The organism is Streptomyces sp. NPDC048278, from assembly GCF_040652195.1.
GTDB lineage: Bacteria > Actinomycetota > Actinomycetes > Streptomycetales > Streptomycetaceae > Streptomyces.
In genome coordinates, this window is sequence record NZ_JBEZLP010000013.1 from 226,119 (window position 1) to 244,670 (window position 18,552).

At 71.3% G+C, this 18,552-nt stretch carries 13 protein-coding genes and 2 pseudogenes; 6 read left to right on the plus strand and 9 right to left on the minus strand.

The annotated features are described in order from the left end of the window. Positions 1-71 precede the first annotated feature (71 nt). The gene (gene dnaK, locus AB0D74_RS23895) at positions 72-1,919 is read left to right on the plus strand and encodes a molecular chaperone DnaK (RefSeq protein ID WP_362590388.1); all 1,848 of its coding nucleotides are present in this window, start codon (positions 72-74) and stop codon (positions 1,917-1,919) included. A gap of 72 nt (positions 1,920-1,991) precedes the next feature. Here dnaK and narI read toward each other — a convergent pair whose 3' ends face one another. From narI to AB0D74_RS23925, 6 genes are all read right to left on the minus strand, one after another. Further along, positions 1,992-2,714, minus strand: coding sequence for a respiratory nitrate reductase subunit gamma (gene narI / locus AB0D74_RS23900; protein WP_362590391.1), 723 nt, complete (start codon positions 2,712-2,714; stop codon positions 1,992-1,994). After that, on the minus strand, positions 2,711-3,205 hold the full coding sequence (gene narJ, locus AB0D74_RS23905; RefSeq protein ID WP_362590394.1) for a nitrate reductase molybdenum cofactor assembly chaperone: 495 nt from the start codon (positions 3,203-3,205) through the stop codon (positions 2,711-2,713). Before narJ ends, narI begins: the two co-directional genes overlap by 4 nt. Continuing rightward, complete coding sequence (gene narH / locus AB0D74_RS23910; protein ID WP_362590397.1) at positions 3,205-4,809, minus strand: nitrate reductase subunit beta; 1,605 nt, start codon at positions 4,807-4,809, stop codon at positions 3,205-3,207. Before narH ends, narJ begins: the two co-directional genes overlap by 1 nt. Further along, positions 4,809-8,492: a nitrate reductase subunit alpha gene (locus tag AB0D74_RS23915; protein ID WP_362590400.1), complete on the minus strand. Its 3,684-nt coding sequence runs from the start codon at positions 8,490-8,492 to the stop codon at positions 4,809-4,811. The genes narH and AB0D74_RS23915 overlap by 1 nt, the downstream gene beginning before the upstream one ends. 78 nt (positions 8,493-8,570) lie before the next feature. Next, positions 8,571-9,386: an SAM-dependent methyltransferase gene (locus AB0D74_RS23920; RefSeq protein WP_362590403.1), complete on the minus strand. Its 816-nt coding sequence runs from the start codon at positions 9,384-9,386 to the stop codon at positions 8,571-8,573. 53 nt (positions 9,387-9,439) lie between these two features. Next, positions 9,440-10,303 carry a helix-turn-helix transcriptional regulator gene (locus AB0D74_RS23925; RefSeq protein WP_362590406.1) on the minus strand — a complete coding sequence of 288 codons (864 nt, stop codon included), beginning with the start codon at positions 10,301-10,303 and terminating at the stop codon, positions 9,440-9,442. Between the two features lie 257 nt (positions 10,304-10,560). Between AB0D74_RS23925 and AB0D74_RS23930 the strand changes: the two genes are divergently transcribed. The 3 genes and pseudogenes from AB0D74_RS23930 to AB0D74_RS23940 form a co-directional block, all read left to right on the plus strand. Then, positions 10,561-10,866: a 4a-hydroxytetrahydrobiopterin dehydratase gene (locus AB0D74_RS23930; RefSeq protein ID WP_362590409.1), complete on the plus strand. Its 306-nt coding sequence runs from the start codon at positions 10,561-10,563 to the stop codon at positions 10,864-10,866. Positions 10,867-10,871: 5 nt separating this feature from the next. Beyond that, positions 10,872-10,976 (plus strand): annotated as a pseudogene (locus tag AB0D74_RS23935) (SAM-dependent methyltransferase); the annotation flags it as partial. Positions 10,977-11,240: 264 nt separating this feature from the next. Then, positions 11,241-11,885: pseudogene (locus tag AB0D74_RS23940) on the plus strand (class I SAM-dependent methyltransferase); the annotation flags it as partial. Here AB0D74_RS23940 and AB0D74_RS23945 read toward each other — a convergent pair. Together AB0D74_RS23945 and AB0D74_RS23950 are read right to left on the minus strand one after the other, a co-directional pair. After that, positions 11,863-12,330, minus strand: coding sequence for a hypothetical protein (locus tag AB0D74_RS23945; protein ID WP_362590412.1), 468 nt, complete (start codon positions 12,328-12,330; stop codon positions 11,863-11,865). The pseudogene AB0D74_RS23940 and the gene AB0D74_RS23945 overlap by 23 nt on opposite strands. After that, positions 12,327-12,806 (minus strand): hypothetical protein, encoded by a 480-nt coding sequence (locus tag AB0D74_RS23950; RefSeq protein ID WP_362590415.1) that lies wholly within the window; start codon positions 12,804-12,806, stop codon positions 12,327-12,329. The genes AB0D74_RS23945 and AB0D74_RS23950 overlap by 4 nt, the downstream gene beginning before the upstream one ends. Before the next feature lie 63 nt (positions 12,807-12,869). On the opposite strand from AB0D74_RS23950, the gene AB0D74_RS23955 reads away from it, so the two are divergent. Further along, a complete protein-coding gene (locus AB0D74_RS23955; RefSeq protein ID WP_362590418.1) occupies positions 12,870-13,823 on the plus strand; it encodes a YafY family protein in 954 nt (317 codons plus the stop codon). A gap of 95 nt (positions 13,824-13,918) precedes the next feature. Then, positions 13,919-15,736 carry a rhamnogalacturonan lyase gene (locus tag AB0D74_RS23960; RefSeq protein ID WP_362590574.1) on the plus strand — a complete coding sequence of 606 codons (1,818 nt, stop codon included), beginning with the start codon at positions 13,919-13,921 and terminating at the stop codon, positions 15,734-15,736. Between the two features lie 43 nt (positions 15,737-15,779). On the opposite strand, the gene AB0D74_RS23965 is transcribed toward AB0D74_RS23960, so the two are convergent. Beyond that, complete coding sequence (locus tag AB0D74_RS23965) at positions 15,780-18,443, minus strand: cellulose binding domain-containing protein (protein ID WP_362590421.1); 2,664 nt, start codon at positions 18,441-18,443, stop codon at positions 15,780-15,782. Positions 18,444-18,552 lie beyond the last annotated feature (109 nt).

Consider the following 18,552-nt stretch of genomic DNA (forward strand, 5'->3'; position numbering starts at 1 on the left):
CGGCATTGACAACAGCTCGCTCAAGTTTTGTGCTGGAGTCGGGGAAGCGCCCGGGCGGAAAGGGGACGGACATGGCACGTGCGGTCGGTATCGACCTCGGTACGACGAACTCGGTGGTGGCCCTGCTGGAGGGCGGTGAGCCCACCGTCGTCGCCAACGCCGAGGGGGCGCGCACCACCCCGTCGGTCGTGGCCTTCGCGAAGAACGGCGATGTGCTGGTCGGCGAGGTCGCCAAGCGGCAGGCGGTGACCAACGTGGACCGCACCGCGCGCTCGGTCAAGCGGCACATGGGCGACACGGCCTGGCGGTTCCCGGAGAGCGGGAGCGTGGACGGCACCCGGTTCCGGGCCCAGGAGCTCTCGGCGCGGGTGCTGCAGAAGCTCAAGCGGGACACCGAGGCCTACCTCGGCGAGGACGTCACCGACGCGGTGATCACCGTACCCGCGTACTTCGACGACGCCCAGCGGCAGGCCACCAAGGAGGCCGGGGAGATCGCCGGCCTGAAGGTGCTGCGGATCATCAACGAGCCCACGGCCGCCGCGCTCGCCTACGGCCTGGACCGGGGCGAGGAGCAGACGGTCCTCGTCTTCGACCTCGGGGGCGGCACCTTCGACGTGTCGCTCCTGGAGATCGGCGACGGGGTGATCGAGGTCAAGGCCACCAACGGCGACACGCATCTGGGCGGCGACGACTGGGACCAGCGGGTCGTCGAACATCTCGTGAAGCGGTTCAAGGGGCAGTACGGCGTCGATCTCGGCAACGACAAGATGGCGGTGCAGCGGCTGCGCGAGGGTGCCGAGAAGGCGAAGATCGAGCTGTCGTCGTCGACGGAGACCTCGGTCAACCTGCCGTACATCACCGCCTCCGCGGAGGGTCCGCTGCACCTGGAGGAGAAGCTGACGCGGGCCGGGTTCCAGGAGCTCACGGCCGACCTGCTGGACCGCTGCAAGAAACCCTTCCACCAGGCCGTCAAGGACGCGGGCGTGCAGGTCTCGGCGATCGACCACGTCATCCTGGTCGGCGGCTCCACCCGGATGCCCGCCGTCACCGACCTGGTCCGCGAACTCACCGGCAAGGACCCGCACAAGGGCGTCAACCCGGACGAGGTGGTCGCGGTCGGCGCCGCCCTCCAGGCGGGTGTCATCCGCGGCGACGTGAAGGACGTGCTGCTGCTCGACGTCACCCCGCTGTCCCTGGGCATCGAGACCAAGGGCGGCATCATGACCAGGCTCATCGAGCGCAACACCACGATCCCGACCCGGCGTTCGGAGATCTTCACGACCGCGGCCGACAACCAGCCCTCGGTGGGCATCCAGGTGTACCAGGGGGAGCGGGAGATCGCCGCGTACAACAAGAAGCTCGGCGTCTTCGACCTCACCGGTCTGCCGCCGGCACCGCGCGGGGTGCCGCAGATCGAGGTGGCCTTCGACATCGACGCGAACGGGATCATGCACGTCTCGGCGAAGGACCTGGCGACCGGCCGCGAGCAGAAGATGACCGTGACCGGCGGCTCCGCCCTCCCCAAGGACGACATCGACCGCATGATGCGGGAGGCCGAGCAGTACGCCGAGGAGGACCGCAGGCGCCGTGAGGCCGCGGAGACGCGGAACCAGGCCGAGCAACTCGTCTACCAGACCGAGAACTTCCTCCGGGAGAACGAGGAGCGGGTGCCGGCCGGCACCAAGGCCGACGTGGCGGCGGCGGTCACCGAGCTCAAGGCGCTGCTGGAGCGGAACGCGGACACCGGCGAGCTGCGGCAGGGGGTGGAGAAACTGGCGAGCGTGAGCCAGCAGATGGGGCAGGCCATGTATGCGGCGGCCTCCGACGGTTCGGCCGAGGAACAGCGGGCGCCCGAGGCCGAGGAGGAGGGTGTGGTGGACGCCGAGATCGTGGACGACGAGAGGGGTGCGGCCGGGTGAGGCACCGCCGGGTTCCGCCGTCGTGGCCGGGCGCCGTCGCTGCGGGAAGAGGGTTGGGTGCGGTGGAGGAGACTAGTTGCGGGTGGTCTCCCAGCCTCTCCGTTCCGGGCGGGGGCCCAACTGCCGGGGATCCCTCGACCGGTACACCAGGTACGGGCGGAACAGGTACTGCACCGGGGCGCTGAACATATGGACCAGGCGGGTGTAGGGGACCAGGGCGACGAGGAGCATGCCGATGACCGCGTGGACCTGGTAGAGGACCGGGACGTCCGCCATGAGTGCGGTGTCCGGGCGGAGGGCGAAGAGGCTGCGGGCCCACGGGGCGATCGTGGCGCGGTAGTCGTAGCCGTCGCCGGAGCTGTGGCTCAGCTTCGCCGTCATGCCCAGCACGATCGCGGCGACCAGGACGAGGTACATGACCTTGTCGTTCGTCGTCGTGGCGCGCAGGACGGGGGCCCGGGTGCGGCGGCGGTAGAGGAGGAGGGCCAGGCCGGCCACCGTGAGGACGCCCGCGAGCGTGCCGCCGTGGAGGGAGAACAGGTGGTACGTGTGCTCGCTGACGCCGAGCGACCGCGTCCAGGACGCCGGGACGAACAGGCCGACGACATGGCCGGCCAGGACGAACAGGATGCCGTAGTGGAAGACGGGGGAGGCGATGTTCAGCAGCCTCGACTCGTAGACCTGGGAGGAGCGGCTGGTCCAGCCGTACTTGTCGTAGCGGTAGCGCCAGACGAGGCCGGTGGCGAGGAGGACGAGGGCGACGTAGGGCAGGGCGCCCCACAGGAGGGTGGTCATGGGCGTACCCCGCCGGTCGAGGCCGGCAGGGCGGCGCAGACCGCGTCCAGGACGCATGCGTAGGGGGTGCCGAAGTCGGTGAGCCGGACTCGGAGTTGCGACAGGCAGTCGCGGTGCTCGGTGAGCAGGTCGGTGTTGCCGGTGCGGGCCGTGAACTCCAGGACGGCCGGCAGGAAGTCCGGCAGCTCCTGGCCGGTGAACTCCATGCCGTACGCCTTGTAGATGTCCTGGAACCGGACCAGGGACATGCCCCGGCGCCGGGTGTCGCCGTCCCGCCACCAGCTGAGGTACAGGCTGTGCCGGTTCTTGAAGTCGAAGACCTGCACGTAGTGCGCGGCCAGCTCCTGCGGTGGGGTCACCGTCGCGTGGTCGGTGAACTCCCGCAGTTGCGGGGCGGCTTCGCGCAGCAGCGGCAGCCGGGCGACGAAGTCGTCGTCCGGGTAGGTCAGACAGAGCGCCGCCGCCTGGTAGAACACCGCGTCCGAGGGCATCAGTCCTCCTTCGCCTCGTCGGGAGTGTCGGCGGTCTGCCGTCTGCGCAGACCGTGGAAGTTCTGCACCGACACCACGGGGAGCAGTTTCCGGCCGGAGTCCTGGCCGAACGGGCCGTCGCCGCCCATGCCGGGGCCGCCGTCGAAGTCGAGGCTGCACCCGTCGGGCAGCGCGGACTCCTCCAGACGGCGGGCGTCTCCGACGGCCGCCGTCGGGATCACGTACCGGTCCTCGTACTTGGCGATCGCCAGTAGCCGGTACATCGCCTCGATCTCCGCCGGCCGCATGCCGACCGCGGCGGCGACCGCCGGGTCCGGGTCCTCGCCCAGGTTGAGCGCCCGCATGTGGGAGCGCATCGCCGCGAGTTTCTCCAGGCAGGCGCGGACCGGTGCCGGGTCGCCCGCGCTGAACAGCTCGGCCAGGTAGGCGAGCGGGATGCGCAGGGTGTCGATCGCGGCGAACAGGTTGTCGGCGTCCTCGCCGTCGTGGCCGGTCTCGGAGAGCGCGTCCACGACGGGGGAGAGCGGCGGGATGTACCAGACCATGGGCAGCGTGCGGTACTCCGGGTGCAGCGGCAGCGCCACCCGGTACCTGCTGATCAGCGCGTGGACGGGGGAGCGGCGGGCCGCCTCCGTCCAGTCGTCCGGGATGCCCGCCGCCGCGCAGGCCCGCCGCACGGCCGGATCCTCCGGGTCGAGGAAGACGCCCAACTGGGCTTCGTACAGCGCCTTCTCGTCCTCGGTCTCGGCCGCCGCCGTCACCTTGTCGGCGTCGTAGAGGACGACCCCGAGGTAGCGCAGCCGGCCCACGCAGGTCTCCGAGCAGACCGTCGGCAGACCGACCTCGATCCGCGGATAGCACAGGGTGCACTTCTCGGCCTTGCCGGTGGCGTGGTTGAAGTAGACCTTCTTGTACGGGCAGCCGGTCACGCACATCCGCCAGCCCCGGCACCGGTCCTGGTCGACCAGCACGATGCCGTCCTCGGTCCGCTTGTACATCGCCCCGGACGGACAGGAGGCCACGCACGACGGGTTGAGGCAGTGCTCGCAGATGCGGGGCAGATAGAACATGAAGGTCTGCTCGAACTCGAACCGCACCTTGTCCGAGGCGTGTCGCCGGGCCCGCTCGACCATCGGGTCCAGGTCGCCGTGGGCGGGGGCGCCCGCCAGGTTGTCGTCCCAGTTCGCGGACCACTCGATCTTCATCGGTTTGCCGTCGAGCTGGGAGACCGGGCGGGCCACCGGGTAGTCGTCGCCGAGCGGGGCGTCGGTGAGGTTGCGGTACTCGTACGTCCAGGGCTCGTAGTAGTCCTTGATCTCCGGGAGCCTCGGGTTGGCGAAGATCCCGGCCAGCTTGTGCAGCCGGCCGCCCGCCTTCAGCTTCAGGGCACCCCGCCGGTTCAGCTCCCAGCCGCCGCGCCACCGCTCCTGGTCCTCGTAGCGGCGCGGGTAGCCCTGGCCGGGGCGGGTCTCGACGTTGTTGAACCAGACGTACTCCATGCCCCGCCGGTTGGTCCATGCCTGCTTGCAGGTGACCGAACAGGTGTGACAGCCGATGCACTTGTCGAGGTTCATGACCATCGCGATCTGGGCCATCGGACGCATCAGTACTCGACCTCCTGGGCGCGGCGCCGGATCACCGTCACCTCGTCGCGCTGGTTGCCCGTCGGGCCCAGGTAGTTGAAGGCCCAGGACAGCTGGGCGTAGCCGCCGATCAGGTGCGAGGGCTTGAGGATCAGCCGGGTCAGCGAGTTGTGGATGCCGCCGCGCATGCCGGTGGTCTCCGTCTTCGGGACGGCGACCGTGCGCTCCTGGGCGTGGTGCATGTAGACCGTGCCGGCCGGCATCCGGTGCGAGACGACCGCGCGGGCCACCACCACGCCGTTGCGGTTGACGGCCTCCACCCAGTCGTCGTCCCCGACCCCGATCGCGTCCGCGTCGGCGGGGGACATCCAGATGTTCTGGCCGCCCCGGGAGAGCGCGAGCATGAACAGGTTGTCCTGGTACTCGGAATGGATGGACCACTTGCTGTGCGGGGTGAGGTATCGGACCGTCACCTCCTGCTGCCCGTCGGGGCCGAGGCGGGGCTCGCCGAACAGCTTGTTCATGTCCAGCGGCGGCCGGTAGACCGGCAGCGCCTCGCCGAGCTCGTGGATCCAGTCGTGGTCGAGGAAGAAGTGCTGTCGCCCGGTGAGCGTGTGCCAGGGCTTGAGGTGCTCGGTGTTGAGCGTGAACGCCGTGTAGCGCCGGCCGCCGGACTCGCTGCCCGACCACTCCGGCGAGGTGATCACCGGGACCGGCGCGGCCTGCGTGTCGGCGTACGTGACCAGCCTGCCCTCGTGCTCGGCGGCCAGGTGGGCCATCTCCTGCCCCGTGCGCCGCTCCAGGGTGCGGAAACCCTGGGTGGCGAGGCGGCCGTTGGTGGTGCCGGAGAGGGCGAGGACGGCGTTGGCCGCCTTCACCGCCGTGTCGAGGGCGGGCCGGTCCTGGTATCCGGTGCCGTTCAACTGCCGCAGACGCGCGACCTCCTGGTCCGGCTTGAGGGTGATGCCCTTGGCGGGAAGGCCCAGTTGTTCCACCAGCGGGCCGAGCGCCGCGAACCTGGCGCCGACCGCGGGGTAGTCCCGTTCGACCACGACCAGGTTCGGCAGGGTCCGGCCGGGCACCGGCTCGCACTCCCCGCGCTTCCAGTCCCGCACCACCCCGCCGGGCTGCGCGGTCTCGCCCGGGGTGTCGTGCTGCAGCGGCACGGCCACCAGGTCCCTGCGCACCCCGAGATGGCGCACGGCCAGCTCGCTCAGCCGCTCCGCGAGCGCCTTGAAGGTGTCGAAGTCGGTGCGGGCCTGCCAGGGCGGGTCCACGGCCGGCGTGAAGGCGTGCACGTACGGGTGCATGTCGGTCGACGACAGGTCGTGCTTCTCGTACCAGGTGGCGGCCGGCAGCACGACGTCCGACAGCAGGGTGGAGGAGGTCTGCCGGAAGTCCAGGGAGAGCAGCAGGTCGAGCTTGCCCTCGGGTGCCTCGTCCCGCCACCTCACGTCCCGGGGCCGCCGGCCCGGGTCCGCCTCCTCGGCGCGCAGGGAGGAGTGCGTGCCGAGGAGGTGCTTGGTGAAGTACTCGGCGCCCTTCGCCGAGGAGCCGAGCAGGTTGGCCCGCCAGAGGGTCAGGACGCGCGGCCAGTTCTCCGGGGCGTCCGGGTCCTCGCAGGCGAACTTCAGGGTCCCTGCCCGGAGTTCGGCCACCGCCCTGGCCACCGGATCGCCCGGCACCTCGCCGAGCGCGAGCGGACTGCGGTCGAAGGTCGGGTACGACGGCATCCAGCCCGAACGGGCCGACAGCGCGAGGCAGTCGGCGCCGGTCATCCCGGCGAACCTGCCCTCTCCGAGCGGCGAGGCCAGGACGTCGGCGCCGAACCGGTCGTAGCGCCACTGGTCCGTGTGGAGGAACCAGTAGGCCGTGCCGATCATCTGGCGCGGCGGCCGGGACCAGTCGTTGGCCGAGGCCAGGCAGGCCCAGCCGGTGACCGGGCGGCACTTCTCCTGGCCGACGTAGTGCGCCCAGCCGCCGCCGTTGCGGCCCTGGCAGCCGGTCAGCTGGAGCAGGGCGAGGAAGGCGCGGTAGATGGTCTCGGAGTGGAACCAGTGGTTGGTGCCGGCGCCCATCAGGATCATGCAGCGGCCCTTGGAGCGCTCCGCGGTCCGCGCGAACTCCCGTGCGATCTTGATGCACTTGGCGGCCGGGACGGAGGTGTGCCGCTCCTGCCAGGCCGGGGTGCCCGGCGCGTCGGGGTCCTCGTAGTGGGTGGGCCAGCCGCCCGGCAGCCCGTGCCGCCACACGCCGTACTGGGCGAGCAGCAGGTCGTAGACGGTCGTCACCAGTGGACCGTGCGCGCCGCCGAGGCGGGTCGCCGGGACTCCGCGCCGCAGCACGTCCCCGCTGCCCTGGCCGTGTTCGCCGCCGTCCGTGTCGAAGCGCGGCAGCAGCACCTCGACCCCGGCCGCCACCGCACTGCCGTACAGGGACAACTGCGGTTCGATGTCGCCGAGGTCGAGATTCCAGCGGCCCTTGCCCGGGTCCGTCCAGCGGAAGCCGAGGGAGCCGTTCGGGACGACCGCGCGGCCGGAGACGGAGTCCAGGACGACCGTCTGCCACTCGGCGCCCGCACCGTCCTGGCCGAGGTCGGCGGCGCGCAGGAACTTGCCCGGCACGTAGGCGCCGTCCCGTTCGGTGAGCGTCACCAGGAACGGCAGGTCGGTGAACTTCCTTACGTAGTCCGCGAAGAACGGGGTCTCGCGGTCGACGAAGAACTCCTTGAGGACCACGTGGCCCATCGCGAGGGCCAGCGCGCCGTCGGTGCCCGGGTGCGGGTGCAGCCACTCGTCGGCGAACTTGGCGTTGTCCGCGTAGTCGGGGGAGACCACCACGACCTTCTGGCCGCGGTAACGGGCCTCCGCCATCCAGTGCGCGTCCGGGGTGCGGGTCACCGGGACGTTGGAGCCCCACATCATCAGATAGGCCGCGTCCCACCAGTCGCCCGACTCCGGCACGTCCGTCTGGTCGCCGAAGACCTGCGGCGAGGCCACCGGCAGGTCCGCGTACCAGTCGTAGAACGACAGCATCGGGGCGCCGATCAGCGAGTGGTAGCGGGCGCCGGCCGCGTGCGACACCATCGACATCGCGGGGATCGGGGAGAAGCCCGCGATCCGGTCCGGGCCGTACGTCCTGATCGTGTGCACCTGCGCGGCGGCGACGATCTCCAGCGCCTCGTCCCAACTCGCCCGTACCAGGCCGCCCTTCCCGCGTGCCCGCTGGTAACGGCGGCGGCGCTCCGGGTCGTTCTGGAGGTCGGCCCAGGCCAGCACCGGATCCCCGAGCCGCCGCTTCGCCTCCCGGTACATCTCCAGGAGCACGCCCCGGACGTACGGATACCGCACCCGGGTCGGCGAGTACGTGTACCAGGAGAACGCGGCGCCGCGCGGACAGCCGCGGGGCTCGTACTCGGGACGGTCGGGACCGACCGACGGATAGTCCGTCTCCTGGGTCTCCCAGGTGATGATGCCGTCCTTGACGTACACCTTCCAGCGGCACGAGCCGGTGCAGTTCACCCCGTGCGTGGAGCGCACCACCTTGTCGTGGCTCCACCGGTCCCGGTAGAAGGCGTCCGCCTCCCGGCCGCCGGTCAGGGCCACACTGTGCAGGTCGCGCGCGGGCGTGCCGGGCCGGAAGAACCGAGCGGCGCTCAGCAGCGCCGCGCCCGGCTCCTTCGGCGGTGTCCGCGTGTCGGTCACGTCCGCTCCCTCGCTCACCCGTCGCTTCGACGCTAGGGGCGGGCCGGGGAACGCACCTGTTCAGGGCGCCCGGACGGGTCAGACCTTGCGGGCGACCCCGCCGTACACCGGGACGATGCCCTCCGCCTGGACGGCCACGTCCACCGGCTCCGGGCGCCAGCCGGAGACCGGGATCACCCCCGGGCCGAGCAGCTCCAGACCCTCGAAGAAGCGGTAGAAGGCGGGCAGCGCACGCGGATGGAAGGGCGTCCCGCTGCGCCGGAAGTTCGCCGCCGCCTGCTCCATCGCCTCCGGGCTGAGATCCGGGGTGACCTGGGAGAGGATCAGATGGCTGCCCGGGGCGAGCGCCTCGACGTACCGGCGCAGCAGGCCGTACACGTCGTCGCCGTCCGGGTCGTCGTCGAGGTAGTGGGTCAGCGCCACCAGCGACAGCGAGACCGGCTGCTTGAAGTCCAGGGTCTCGGCCGCCTGGGCCAGCAGGGCGTCGACGTCCCGTACGTCGGCGTGCACGTACGCGGTGCTGCCCTCGTCCGTGCCGCGCAGCAGCGCCTCCGCGTGGCGCAGCACGATCGGGTCGTTGTCGGAGTACACCACCTTCGACTCCGCCGCCACGCCCTGCGCCACCTGGTGCAGGTTCGGCTCGGTCGGGATGCCGGTGCCGATGTCCAGGAACTGGCGGGTGCCGGACTCGGCGACGGTCCGCACGGCCCGCTGCATGAACCGGCGGTTGGCACGCGCCCCGCGCAGCACGGTGCCGTCCACGGCGAGGATCCGCCGGGCCAGCTCCTCGTCCACCGGGTAGTTGTCCTTGCCGCCGAGCCACCAGTCGTACACCCGGGCCGGATGCGGCCGGCTCGTGTCGATCGAGGTCGGGGCGGGCTCGGGTGCGGTCACAGTCTGTGCTCCTCGGATCAGGGTCTGGCGCGGGCTCGGAGTGTCGCGCGGGATCAGAGCTTGTCGCGGTACTCGCGCAGCAGTTCCTCGGTCCGGTGCGCCGAGGCCGCGCGGGCCGTCATGTGGTCCAGGACCTCCAGGTGCGCCCCGACCTCGTCACGGGAGTCCAGGTACAGGGCGCCGGTCAGGTACTCGGTGAAGACCATGTCGGGCAGCTCCGGCTCGCCGAACCGGAACAGCGTGAACGGCGCGTACGTCCCCGGGTGCGGGCCGCTCGCGAACTCGGCGATCTGGAGGGTCACCCGGTCCCGTTCGAGGTAGGCGAGGAGCTTGTCGACCTGTTCGCGCATCACCGCGCAGTCGGTGCTCACCGGGCGCCGCAGCACCGTCTCGTCCATGATCACCCACAGGTGGGGCGGATCGTCCTGCTCCAGCAGCCGCTGCCGGGTCATCCGCAGCGCGACGTGCCGTTCCACGGCGGTGGGATCGCTGTGGCCGATCGTCCCGGCCGCCATCACGGCCCGCGCGTACGCCTCGGTCTGCAGCAGGCCGGGCAGGAAGTGCGGCTCGTAGGAGCGGATGACGCGGGCGGCGCCCTCCAGGCTCACGTACAGGCTGAACCAGTCCGGCAGCACGTCGTGGAACCGCTGCCACCAGCCCGGCTGGTTGGCCTCCTCGGCCAGCCGCACGAACGCGGCCTGCTCCTCCTCGGGCACCCCGTACGTCTCCAGCAGCACCTGGATGTACGGGATCTTCAGCGAGACCTCGGCCATCTCCATCCGCCGTACGGTCGCCTGGGCCACCCGCAGCACCCGCGCAGCCTCGTCCCGCCCCAGGCCGGCCGCCTCGCGCAGCTCCTGCAACCGCTTGCCGAGCACGACCTGCCCCACTGTGGGCGCAGCACGCCGCTCACTCACGCCACGCCTCCCCTACGTGCCCAAGTACGGGGAGCAGTGTGTCACGCGATGCCGCGTCGCACACCTGGTCGAGGGAACTACTTCCGTCAACTTACCCGTGAGTGCAGGTACTTGGTGTCAGCACCCAGTGCCACCCACGGCGGGGCCGGGCGCGGGGAGGCCCGGACACGCGACCGTGCTCACCGCCCCGAGCGCCCGGTCATGGCAGGCTGAGCGCACCCACGCCACTCGCCGGTCCCCGGGAAGGAAGCCGCACCATGGCCGTCGCACCGCTGTCGCAGCAGGAGATCGAGGACCGGCTGGCCGAGCTGCCCGGCTGGTCGCTGGACGACGACCGGCTCGCCCGCGCCTACCGGCTCGACTCGCACTTCGCCGCCGTCGCCCTCGTCGTGCACATCGCCCGTATCCAGGACGAACTCGACCACCACTCCGACCTCACCCTCGGCTACAACACCGTCGCCCTGACCGTGAACACCCACAGCGTGGGGGGCGCCGTCACGGCCAAGGACTTCGAACTCGCCCACAGGGTGGAGGACATCGCCCCAGGCCACGGCGCACACTGAGCCATGTGCTCGACTACGACAAGGAAGCGGAGGCCTACGACGCGACCCGCGGCGGCGAGCCCCGCGCGGAGGCAGCCGCGGACGCTGTCCTCGGCCTGATCCCCGACGGTATCGGGGGCGCGGTGGGCGCCGGGAGTGCCGGGAGTGCCGGGAGTGTCGGCAGCATCGGCAGCGCGGGTAGTCCGGACAGTGCAGGCAGTGCGGGCAGTGGGGGCAGCGCGGAAGGCCTCGCCCGCCGTGATCAGGCGGGCAGCCCGGACCGTGATGGCAGCCAGGGTCGCGACGGCAGTCCGGGCCGTGATGGCAGCCCGGAGCGCGACGGCAGTCCGGGTCGCGGCGGTGGCCCGGTGTGCGCAGGTCCTGGCGGCCCTCCCGGCCGTCTGCTCGATCTCGCCTGTGGCACCGGTATCGTCACCCGTCGGCTCGCCGCCGCTCGTCCCGCGCTCCGGGTCACGGGGGCGGACCGGGCGCCCGGGATGGCGCGGATGGCGGCGGCCCGGCTGCCGCCGGGGTCGGTTCTGCTCGCCGACAGCCGTCGGCTGCCGTTCCCCGACGCCACGTTCGACGTCGTCACGACGGTCTGGCTGCTCCACCTCATGGCGGACGGCACCGAGGTCCGCGGGACAGTCGCCGAGTGCGCGCGGGTGCTGCGGCCCGGCGGGGTGTACGTCACCACCGTCGACAAGGCCGCCGCGCACGACGTGGGCAGCGACATCGACGCCGTCCTCGCCGCCCGCCCGCGCCGCCCGGCATCCGACGCCGCCGCGGACGTGCGCGCGTACGCCCTGGCCGGCGGCCTGCGGCCCGCAGGGCAGGCCGCGTTCACCGGCGTCGGCCAGGGCCGCAGTCCCCGCTCCACCATCGCCGACCTGCGGCGCGGCTGGTTCACGGTGCTACGGCCCGACGACCCCCGCGTCGAGGAGTTCGCCGCGCGGCTGGCGGCCCTGCCGGACCAGGACCGCCGCCGCCCCGACCCCCGCTTCGCCGTGCGGGCGTTCAGGAAACCGGCGGCCTGCTGAACTCCATCGTCCAGTTGGTCACCCAGCTCTCCCCGCCGTCCACCGAGAACGCCTGCTCCCAGCGTGCGCCGGTGGGGGAGACCCCCGACCACACGAACCGCACCCGGACGTCCTTGCCGTCGTGGGTGTCGTCGCCGTGGAACTCCCCGCGGTCACCGTCGAATGCCCCGACGACCGGTGGGAACAGCCTCCCGCTCCGGCTCGCCGCCCAGTGCAGCGACCACCGTCGGGTCTCCGGGTCGAAGAGCCGCAGGGTCGCGCCCTTCGCGCCCAGGTACGGCAGGTCGATCTCGTCGAGGTTGGCGGCGCCGTCGAACAGCGGCAGGCAGTGGCTGACGGCGGGGAACTCCACCCAGGCGCTCTCCGGGTCGAGGAAGTCGGTACGGCGGCGGTTGCGGACCTCCCACGCGCCGTGCAGGAAGTCGAAGTCGTTCGGGGTGCTCATGCGCGGCCTCCGGTGGTTCCTTCGGGCAGGGAGTCGGCCAGATAGGCCTCCAGGTCGGGTACCTCGGGCACGAGCAGGTGCCGTACCCAGGCGTCCCGTTCGTGCTGGATCGGCGGCAGTTCCCAGACGCAGCCGATCCACGGCAGGCCCGGCTCGACGAAGTGCGCCGGGTCCTGGTCCGGGCAGCCGAGCACCGGCTGGCCCGCCGAGGCGCCCCGGAAGTGGAGCACGTTGTCCCAGACCCAGCTGTAGGCGTTGAGGTAGGCGCCGCTGTCCCCGCCCCGGTGCAGGACCACGAAGGTCGCGGGCGGGGTGCCGTCCGGCTCCGGCAGCAGCCGGGGGAGGATCGCGTACGCCGCCTCCTCGACGTCGGGCGCGATGCCCGCGGGATCGGCGGTGACGTGGTAGCGCTTGACGCGCCGGCCGGCCACCGTGATCGGCGGCGGCACGGTCAGCAGTTTCTCCGTGAAGCTCATGGGCGTGACGCTAGGCCCGCTCCACTGACATCCTCTGTCAGTGGAGTCGGGGATCCTGGGACGGTGAAGTCCAGCCGGCTCGTCGCCATCCTTCTCCTGCTCCAGACCCGGGGCCGGATGACCGCCGCCCAGCTCGCCGCGGAGCTGGAGGTGTCCGCTCGCACGGTCTACCGGGACATGGAGGCCCTGAGCGCGGCCGGCGTCCCGCTGTACGGTGACGCGGGGCACGCCGGTGGCTACCGCCTCCTCGACGGCTGGCGCACCCGCCTCACCGGTCTCACCACCGCGGAGGCCGAGGCCCTCTTCCTGGCCGGTGCCCCCGGCCCCGCCGCCGACCTCGGGCTCGGCCCGGTCCTGGCCGCCGCCCAGCTCAAGGTCCGCGCCGCCCTCCCGCCGGAGCTGCGCGGCCACGCCGACCGGATCAGTGGCCGCTTCCACCTCGACGCCCCCGGCTGGTACGCGGACGCTGACGACACGCCGTACCTCCCGGCGGTCGCCGAAGCGGTCTGGAACGGCCGTGCCCTGGACGTCCGTTACCGCCGCTGGCGCGAGCCGACCGAGGTGCGGCGCCGCCTGGAACCGTACGGACTGGTCCTCAAGGCGGGCCGCTGGTACGTCGTCGCGGCCCCCGGCCCGCGCACCTACCGCGTCGACCAGATCCTCGAACTGACCGTTCTGGAAGAGGAGTTCAGCCGCCCCGAGGGCTTCGACCTGGCCGCCCACTGGACCGCCTACCAACGCGACTTCCACGCCCGGCTGTACGGCGCCGGTGCCGAGGCCCTGGTCCGGCTGGCGCCGGGGGCGACGCTCCCGAGGGCGAAGACGGTCGAGGTGACCGATGGCTGGACCGTGGCCCGGGTCCCCGTCGAGTCGGCCGACCACGCGGTAGCCGAATTCCTGTGCCTGGGCACGGACATCGAGGTCCTCGGCCCGCCCGAGCTGCGTGAACGCATGGCCCGAACGATCGCCGAACTGTCCGAAAGATACGGCAACCGCAGGGCCGGTGGCGCCGACTGACAGAGGACCCGTCCGATTCCCGGAAGGTACCTCACGTGCAGCACCAGCACCCGCATCGCAGAAGCCGTTCCGCCGCCCTGGCGGCACTGACCGCCGTGGCCGCTCTGATCGCCGCGTGCCTCACCGCTCTCTCCACGACCACCGCCGCCGCGGCCACCGCCCGCCAGGTCGAGGCCCTCGACCGGGGTGTGGTCAGCGTCCACACCGACACCGGGAACCTGGTCAGCTGGCGCTGGCTCGGCACCGACCCCGACGACGTCGCCTTCAACGTCTACCGCGCCGGTACCAAGGTCAACCCGACGCCGGTCACCGGCTCCACGAACTACTTCCACTCCGGCGCCCCGGCCCAGGCCGACTACACCGTCCGCGCGATCGTGAACGGCGTCGAACAGGCCGACTCGGTCCACGCGATCCAGTTCCGCGCCGGCTACAAGGACGTCCCGATCACCCCGCCCGCCGGCGGCACCACCCCCGACGGCGTCTCCTACACCTACGAGGCCAACGACGCCTCGGTCGGCGACCTCGACGGCGACGGCCAACTGGACTTCGTCCTCAAGTGGCAGCCCACCAACGCCAAGGACAACTCCCAGTCCGGCTACACCGGCGACACCGTCCTCGACGGCATAAAACTCGACGGCACCCGCCTGTGGCGCATCGACCTCGGCCGGAACATCCGCTCCGGCGCCCACTACACCCAGTTCCAGGTCTACGACTACGACGGCGACGGCAAGGCCGAGGTCGCCATGAAGACGGCGGACGGCACGGTCGACGGCACAGGAGCCGTGATCGGCAGCGCGTCGGCCGACTACCGCAACTCCGGCGGCTACGTCCTCTCCGGCCCCGAGTACCTGACCATGTTCAACGGCCTGACCGGCAAGGCGATGGGCACCGTCGACTACGTCCCCGCACGCGGCACCGTCTCCTCCTGGGGAGACTCGTACGGCAACCGCGTCGACCGCTTCCTCGCCGGGACCGCCTACCTGGACGGCTCCCGCCCCTCCCTGATCATGGCGCGCGGCTACTACACCCGCACGGTCATCGCCGCCTGGGACTGGCGGAACGGCGCCTTCACCCGCCGCTGGACCTTCGACACCAACTCCTCCACCAACACCGGCAAGGGCTACGACGGCCAGGGCAACCACCAGCTCGCCGTCGCGGACGTCGACGGCGACGGCAAGGACGAGATCGTCTACGGCTCGATGGCCGTCGACGACAACGGCTCCGGCCTGTGGACCACGAAGAACGGCCACGGCGACGCCCTGCACGTCGGCGACCTCGACCCCGCCCGACCCGGCCTGGAGGAGTTCAAGGTTGACGAGGACAGCTCCAAGCCGTCGTCCTGGATGGCCGACGCCAGGACCGGCGAGATCCTCTGGTCCACCGACCCCAACGGCGACAACGGCCGCGGTGTCTCCGGCGACATCTGGGCCGGCAGCGCGGGCGCCGAGTCGTGGTCGTCGCACGCCGACGGGGTCCGCAACCCGCAGGGCACGATCGTCGCAAGCCGTAAGCCCTCCAGCACCAACTTCCTCTCCTGGTGGGACGGCGACCCGGTCCGCGAACTCCTCGACGACACCCACATCGACAAGTACGGCACCTCCGCCGACACCCGTCTCCTCACCGGCGCCGACGTCCACTCCAACAACAGCACCAAGGCCACCCCGTCCCTCTCCGGCGACATCCTCGGCGACTGGCGCGAGGAAGTCGTCTGGCCCACGACCGACAACACCGCCCTCCGCATCTACTCCACCCCCTACGAGACCACCACGAGGATCACGACCCTCCTTCACGACACCCAGTACCGCACCGCCCTGGCCTGGCAGAACACGGCTTATAACCAGCCGCCCCACCCGAGCTTCTTCATCGGCGCCGGGATGACGACGGCACCTCGGCCGACGGTGTACACGCCCTGAGACGAAGAGGGCGCGTGCCCGGTGCGGCACGCGCCCTCGGTCGTCAGGCGGCCGTGCAGGTCTGGTCGCCCAGCTTGAACGCGGTGGGTGTGGTGTTGGAGCCGGTCCAGGTGCCGGTGAAGCCGAAGGACACCGAGGAACCGGCGGCCACCGTGCCGTTCCAGCTGACGTTCTTCGCCGTGACGGCCGCGCCGGACTGGGTCCAGTCGGCGTTCCAGAGCTGCCCGACGGTCTGGCCGTTCGGGAAGGACCAGCCGAGGGACCAGCTGCTCCAGGAGGTGGCGCCGGTGTTGGTGAGCTGGACGTTCGCCTGGAAGCCGCCCGTCCACTGGTTGGTGACGGTGTAGGCGACCGTGCAGGCGCCGGTCGGGGTCGGGTCCGTGCCTCCGCCTCCGCCTCCGCCTCCGCCTCCGCCGGTGTCCGAGGTGTCGCCGTAGATCACGCCCCGGCCGTTCGTCGAGACGTACACCCGCCCGTACACCCGTGGGTCACCGGTGATGGCCGCGCCCGTCCAGCCCCACTGGTGGGCGTCGTCGTTGATCCGGGTCCAGGTGGAACCCTGGTCCGTGGAGCGGAAGATGCCCCGGACGCCGCTTATCTCGGCGCTGGTGTACAGGGTTTGGTACGAGGCTCCGGGCGCCGCCTTGCCGAAGCCGATCGTGTCGGCCTGGTCGACATTCGAGAGCTTGGTGAAGGTCGTGCCGCCGTTCGTGGAGTGCCAGAGGCCGTACGCGCCGTCCGTCGCGCCGCCCGCCAGCCATACGTCGCCCTTCGTCCCCGGCAGTGCCTTGAACCGTACGCTGTCCCCGCTCGGCAGCCCGGTCGCGGCGGACGCCGTGAAGGTCGCACCGCCGTCCGAACTCACATAGAAATGACCGGACTTGAAGCCGTAGAAGGTCTTGGGGTCGACACGGTCGGACTCGACGACCGCGCCCGCCGGGATTCCGCTCGACGCCGACCAGGACGAACCGAAGCCCGTCGTGGACTGCACGCCTGCGCCCGCCGGGCTCCACACGAACCGGCTCCCGTCGGAGCCCGCGGCGACCGTACCGCCACCGCTCACCCCTGAAGGGTCCGTCCCCGCGAACCAGTTGGCCCCGTTGTCCGTCGAGAACGCGATGTGCGGCCCGGAGTCCAGATTGCCCACGCGGACCACCGTGTTCGGGTTCGACTCCGCGAAGTCCAGGCTCGTCGTCGTCGTGAACGTCGGCGACGTGTACATCATCGACGGAACCTTGGTGAGGTCCGTGTGCCGGAAGCCGCCGATGTCACCCAGCGCGCTGAAGAGCTGGGCACCGCCGGACGGGGGAGCGGCCAGGTCGTCGACCGAGGTCTCCTCCAGCCCCTGCACCATGGGCTTGACGGTGAACTGGCCGCCGCTGTCCCACTTCGTGAGGTCCTCGGTGCCGTACAGCGTCGCCCCCGTGCCGTACATCATCCGGTCCGAGTTGAAGGGATCGATCTCCAGCGACTCCGTCATCCACCCCAGTTTCGGGGTCTGTTCCGGCGGCGACGGGTTCGCGCCGAAGGTCAGCCAGGGGGAGGACGAGACGTCGATCGTGTAGCGGTTCGAGCGGTTCGGGTACGACGTGTAGTCCCAGGCCTTCGTCCAGGTCGCCCCGCTGTCCGTGGAGCGGAAGAGCTGGGTGTCCGGCCACCAGGAGCTGTAGGCCGTCGCCATCACCGTGCCGGGATGCTGCCGGTCCACCGTCAGGCCGCTGAACCCGTAGTAGGTGTCGGCCTCCGCCACCGGGCTGATGTTCGTCCAGGCGCCGGTCGCCGTCGCGTACCGCCAGAGCTGGCCCTTGCCGCCGTCGTACGGGCCGCCCTTGTCGCTGTAGGCGAGGTAGAGGTAGCCGTTCTTCGCGTCCAGGACGCCCTTGTGGGCGAGGTACCCGGTGGGCTGGCCGGCCAGCCGGGTCCAGGTCGCGCCCGCGTCCGTCGAGCGGTACACCGCGTTGTCCTTGTCGGCGACCCCGACGTAGACCGTCTTCGTCGCCGTACCCGCCGTGCCCGTCGACTCGTCGAAGGTGACCCAGACGATGCCCTGGTTGTCGGAGGCGTAGCCGGTGGTGTCGGTCGAATCCTGCACGTAGTTGCCGACGTCGGGGAAGTTCGTCACCTGCGACCAGGTCACCCCCGAGTCCGTCGACCGCCACAGCCCTTTGCCGCTCGGCGCGCCCAGGTACAGCACGCTGTCCTTGTTCGGGTCGATCGCCAGCCGTTCGCCCATGCCCCGGCCCGGCATGTTTCCGCCCAGCTTGAAGGGCAGATCGGCCTTCTGCCAGCTGGCGCCCCGGTCGGCGGAGCGCAGCACCGCGCCGTTCGTCGGGTCCCAGCTGTTGGTGTACGTCCCGACCGCCGCGTACACCTTGTCCGGGGCGACCGGGTCGGAGGCCAGGCTCACCACACCCGTGTGCCCCCACTCGTCCCAGCCCACCGAGTCCAGCAACGGCGTCCAGGTCTTCGTCGACTCCGACCAGCGATAGGCCCCGCCGATGTCGGTACGGGCGTAGGCGAGGTTCTTCTCGGTGCGGTTGAAGACGATGCCGGGGACGAAACCACCCCCGTCGATCCGGGCGTTGTGCCAGGTGTAGGTGTCGGCGGCGAGCGCCACCCGAGGAGCGGCGGCGAGCGCGGGCGGGGTGCCCGCGAGCAGGCCGGCGGCGAGGGCGAGAACGGCGGTGAGGATGCGAGTTCTTCGCATGGGGGGTCCCTTCCAGGGAGGGCAAGCGCTTTCTTCCGGGTGTGAGAGATGCCGGGCGACCCCCAGTGCGGGTAGGGATCGCCCGGCCGGTAGGCCCCGCCGTCAGGTG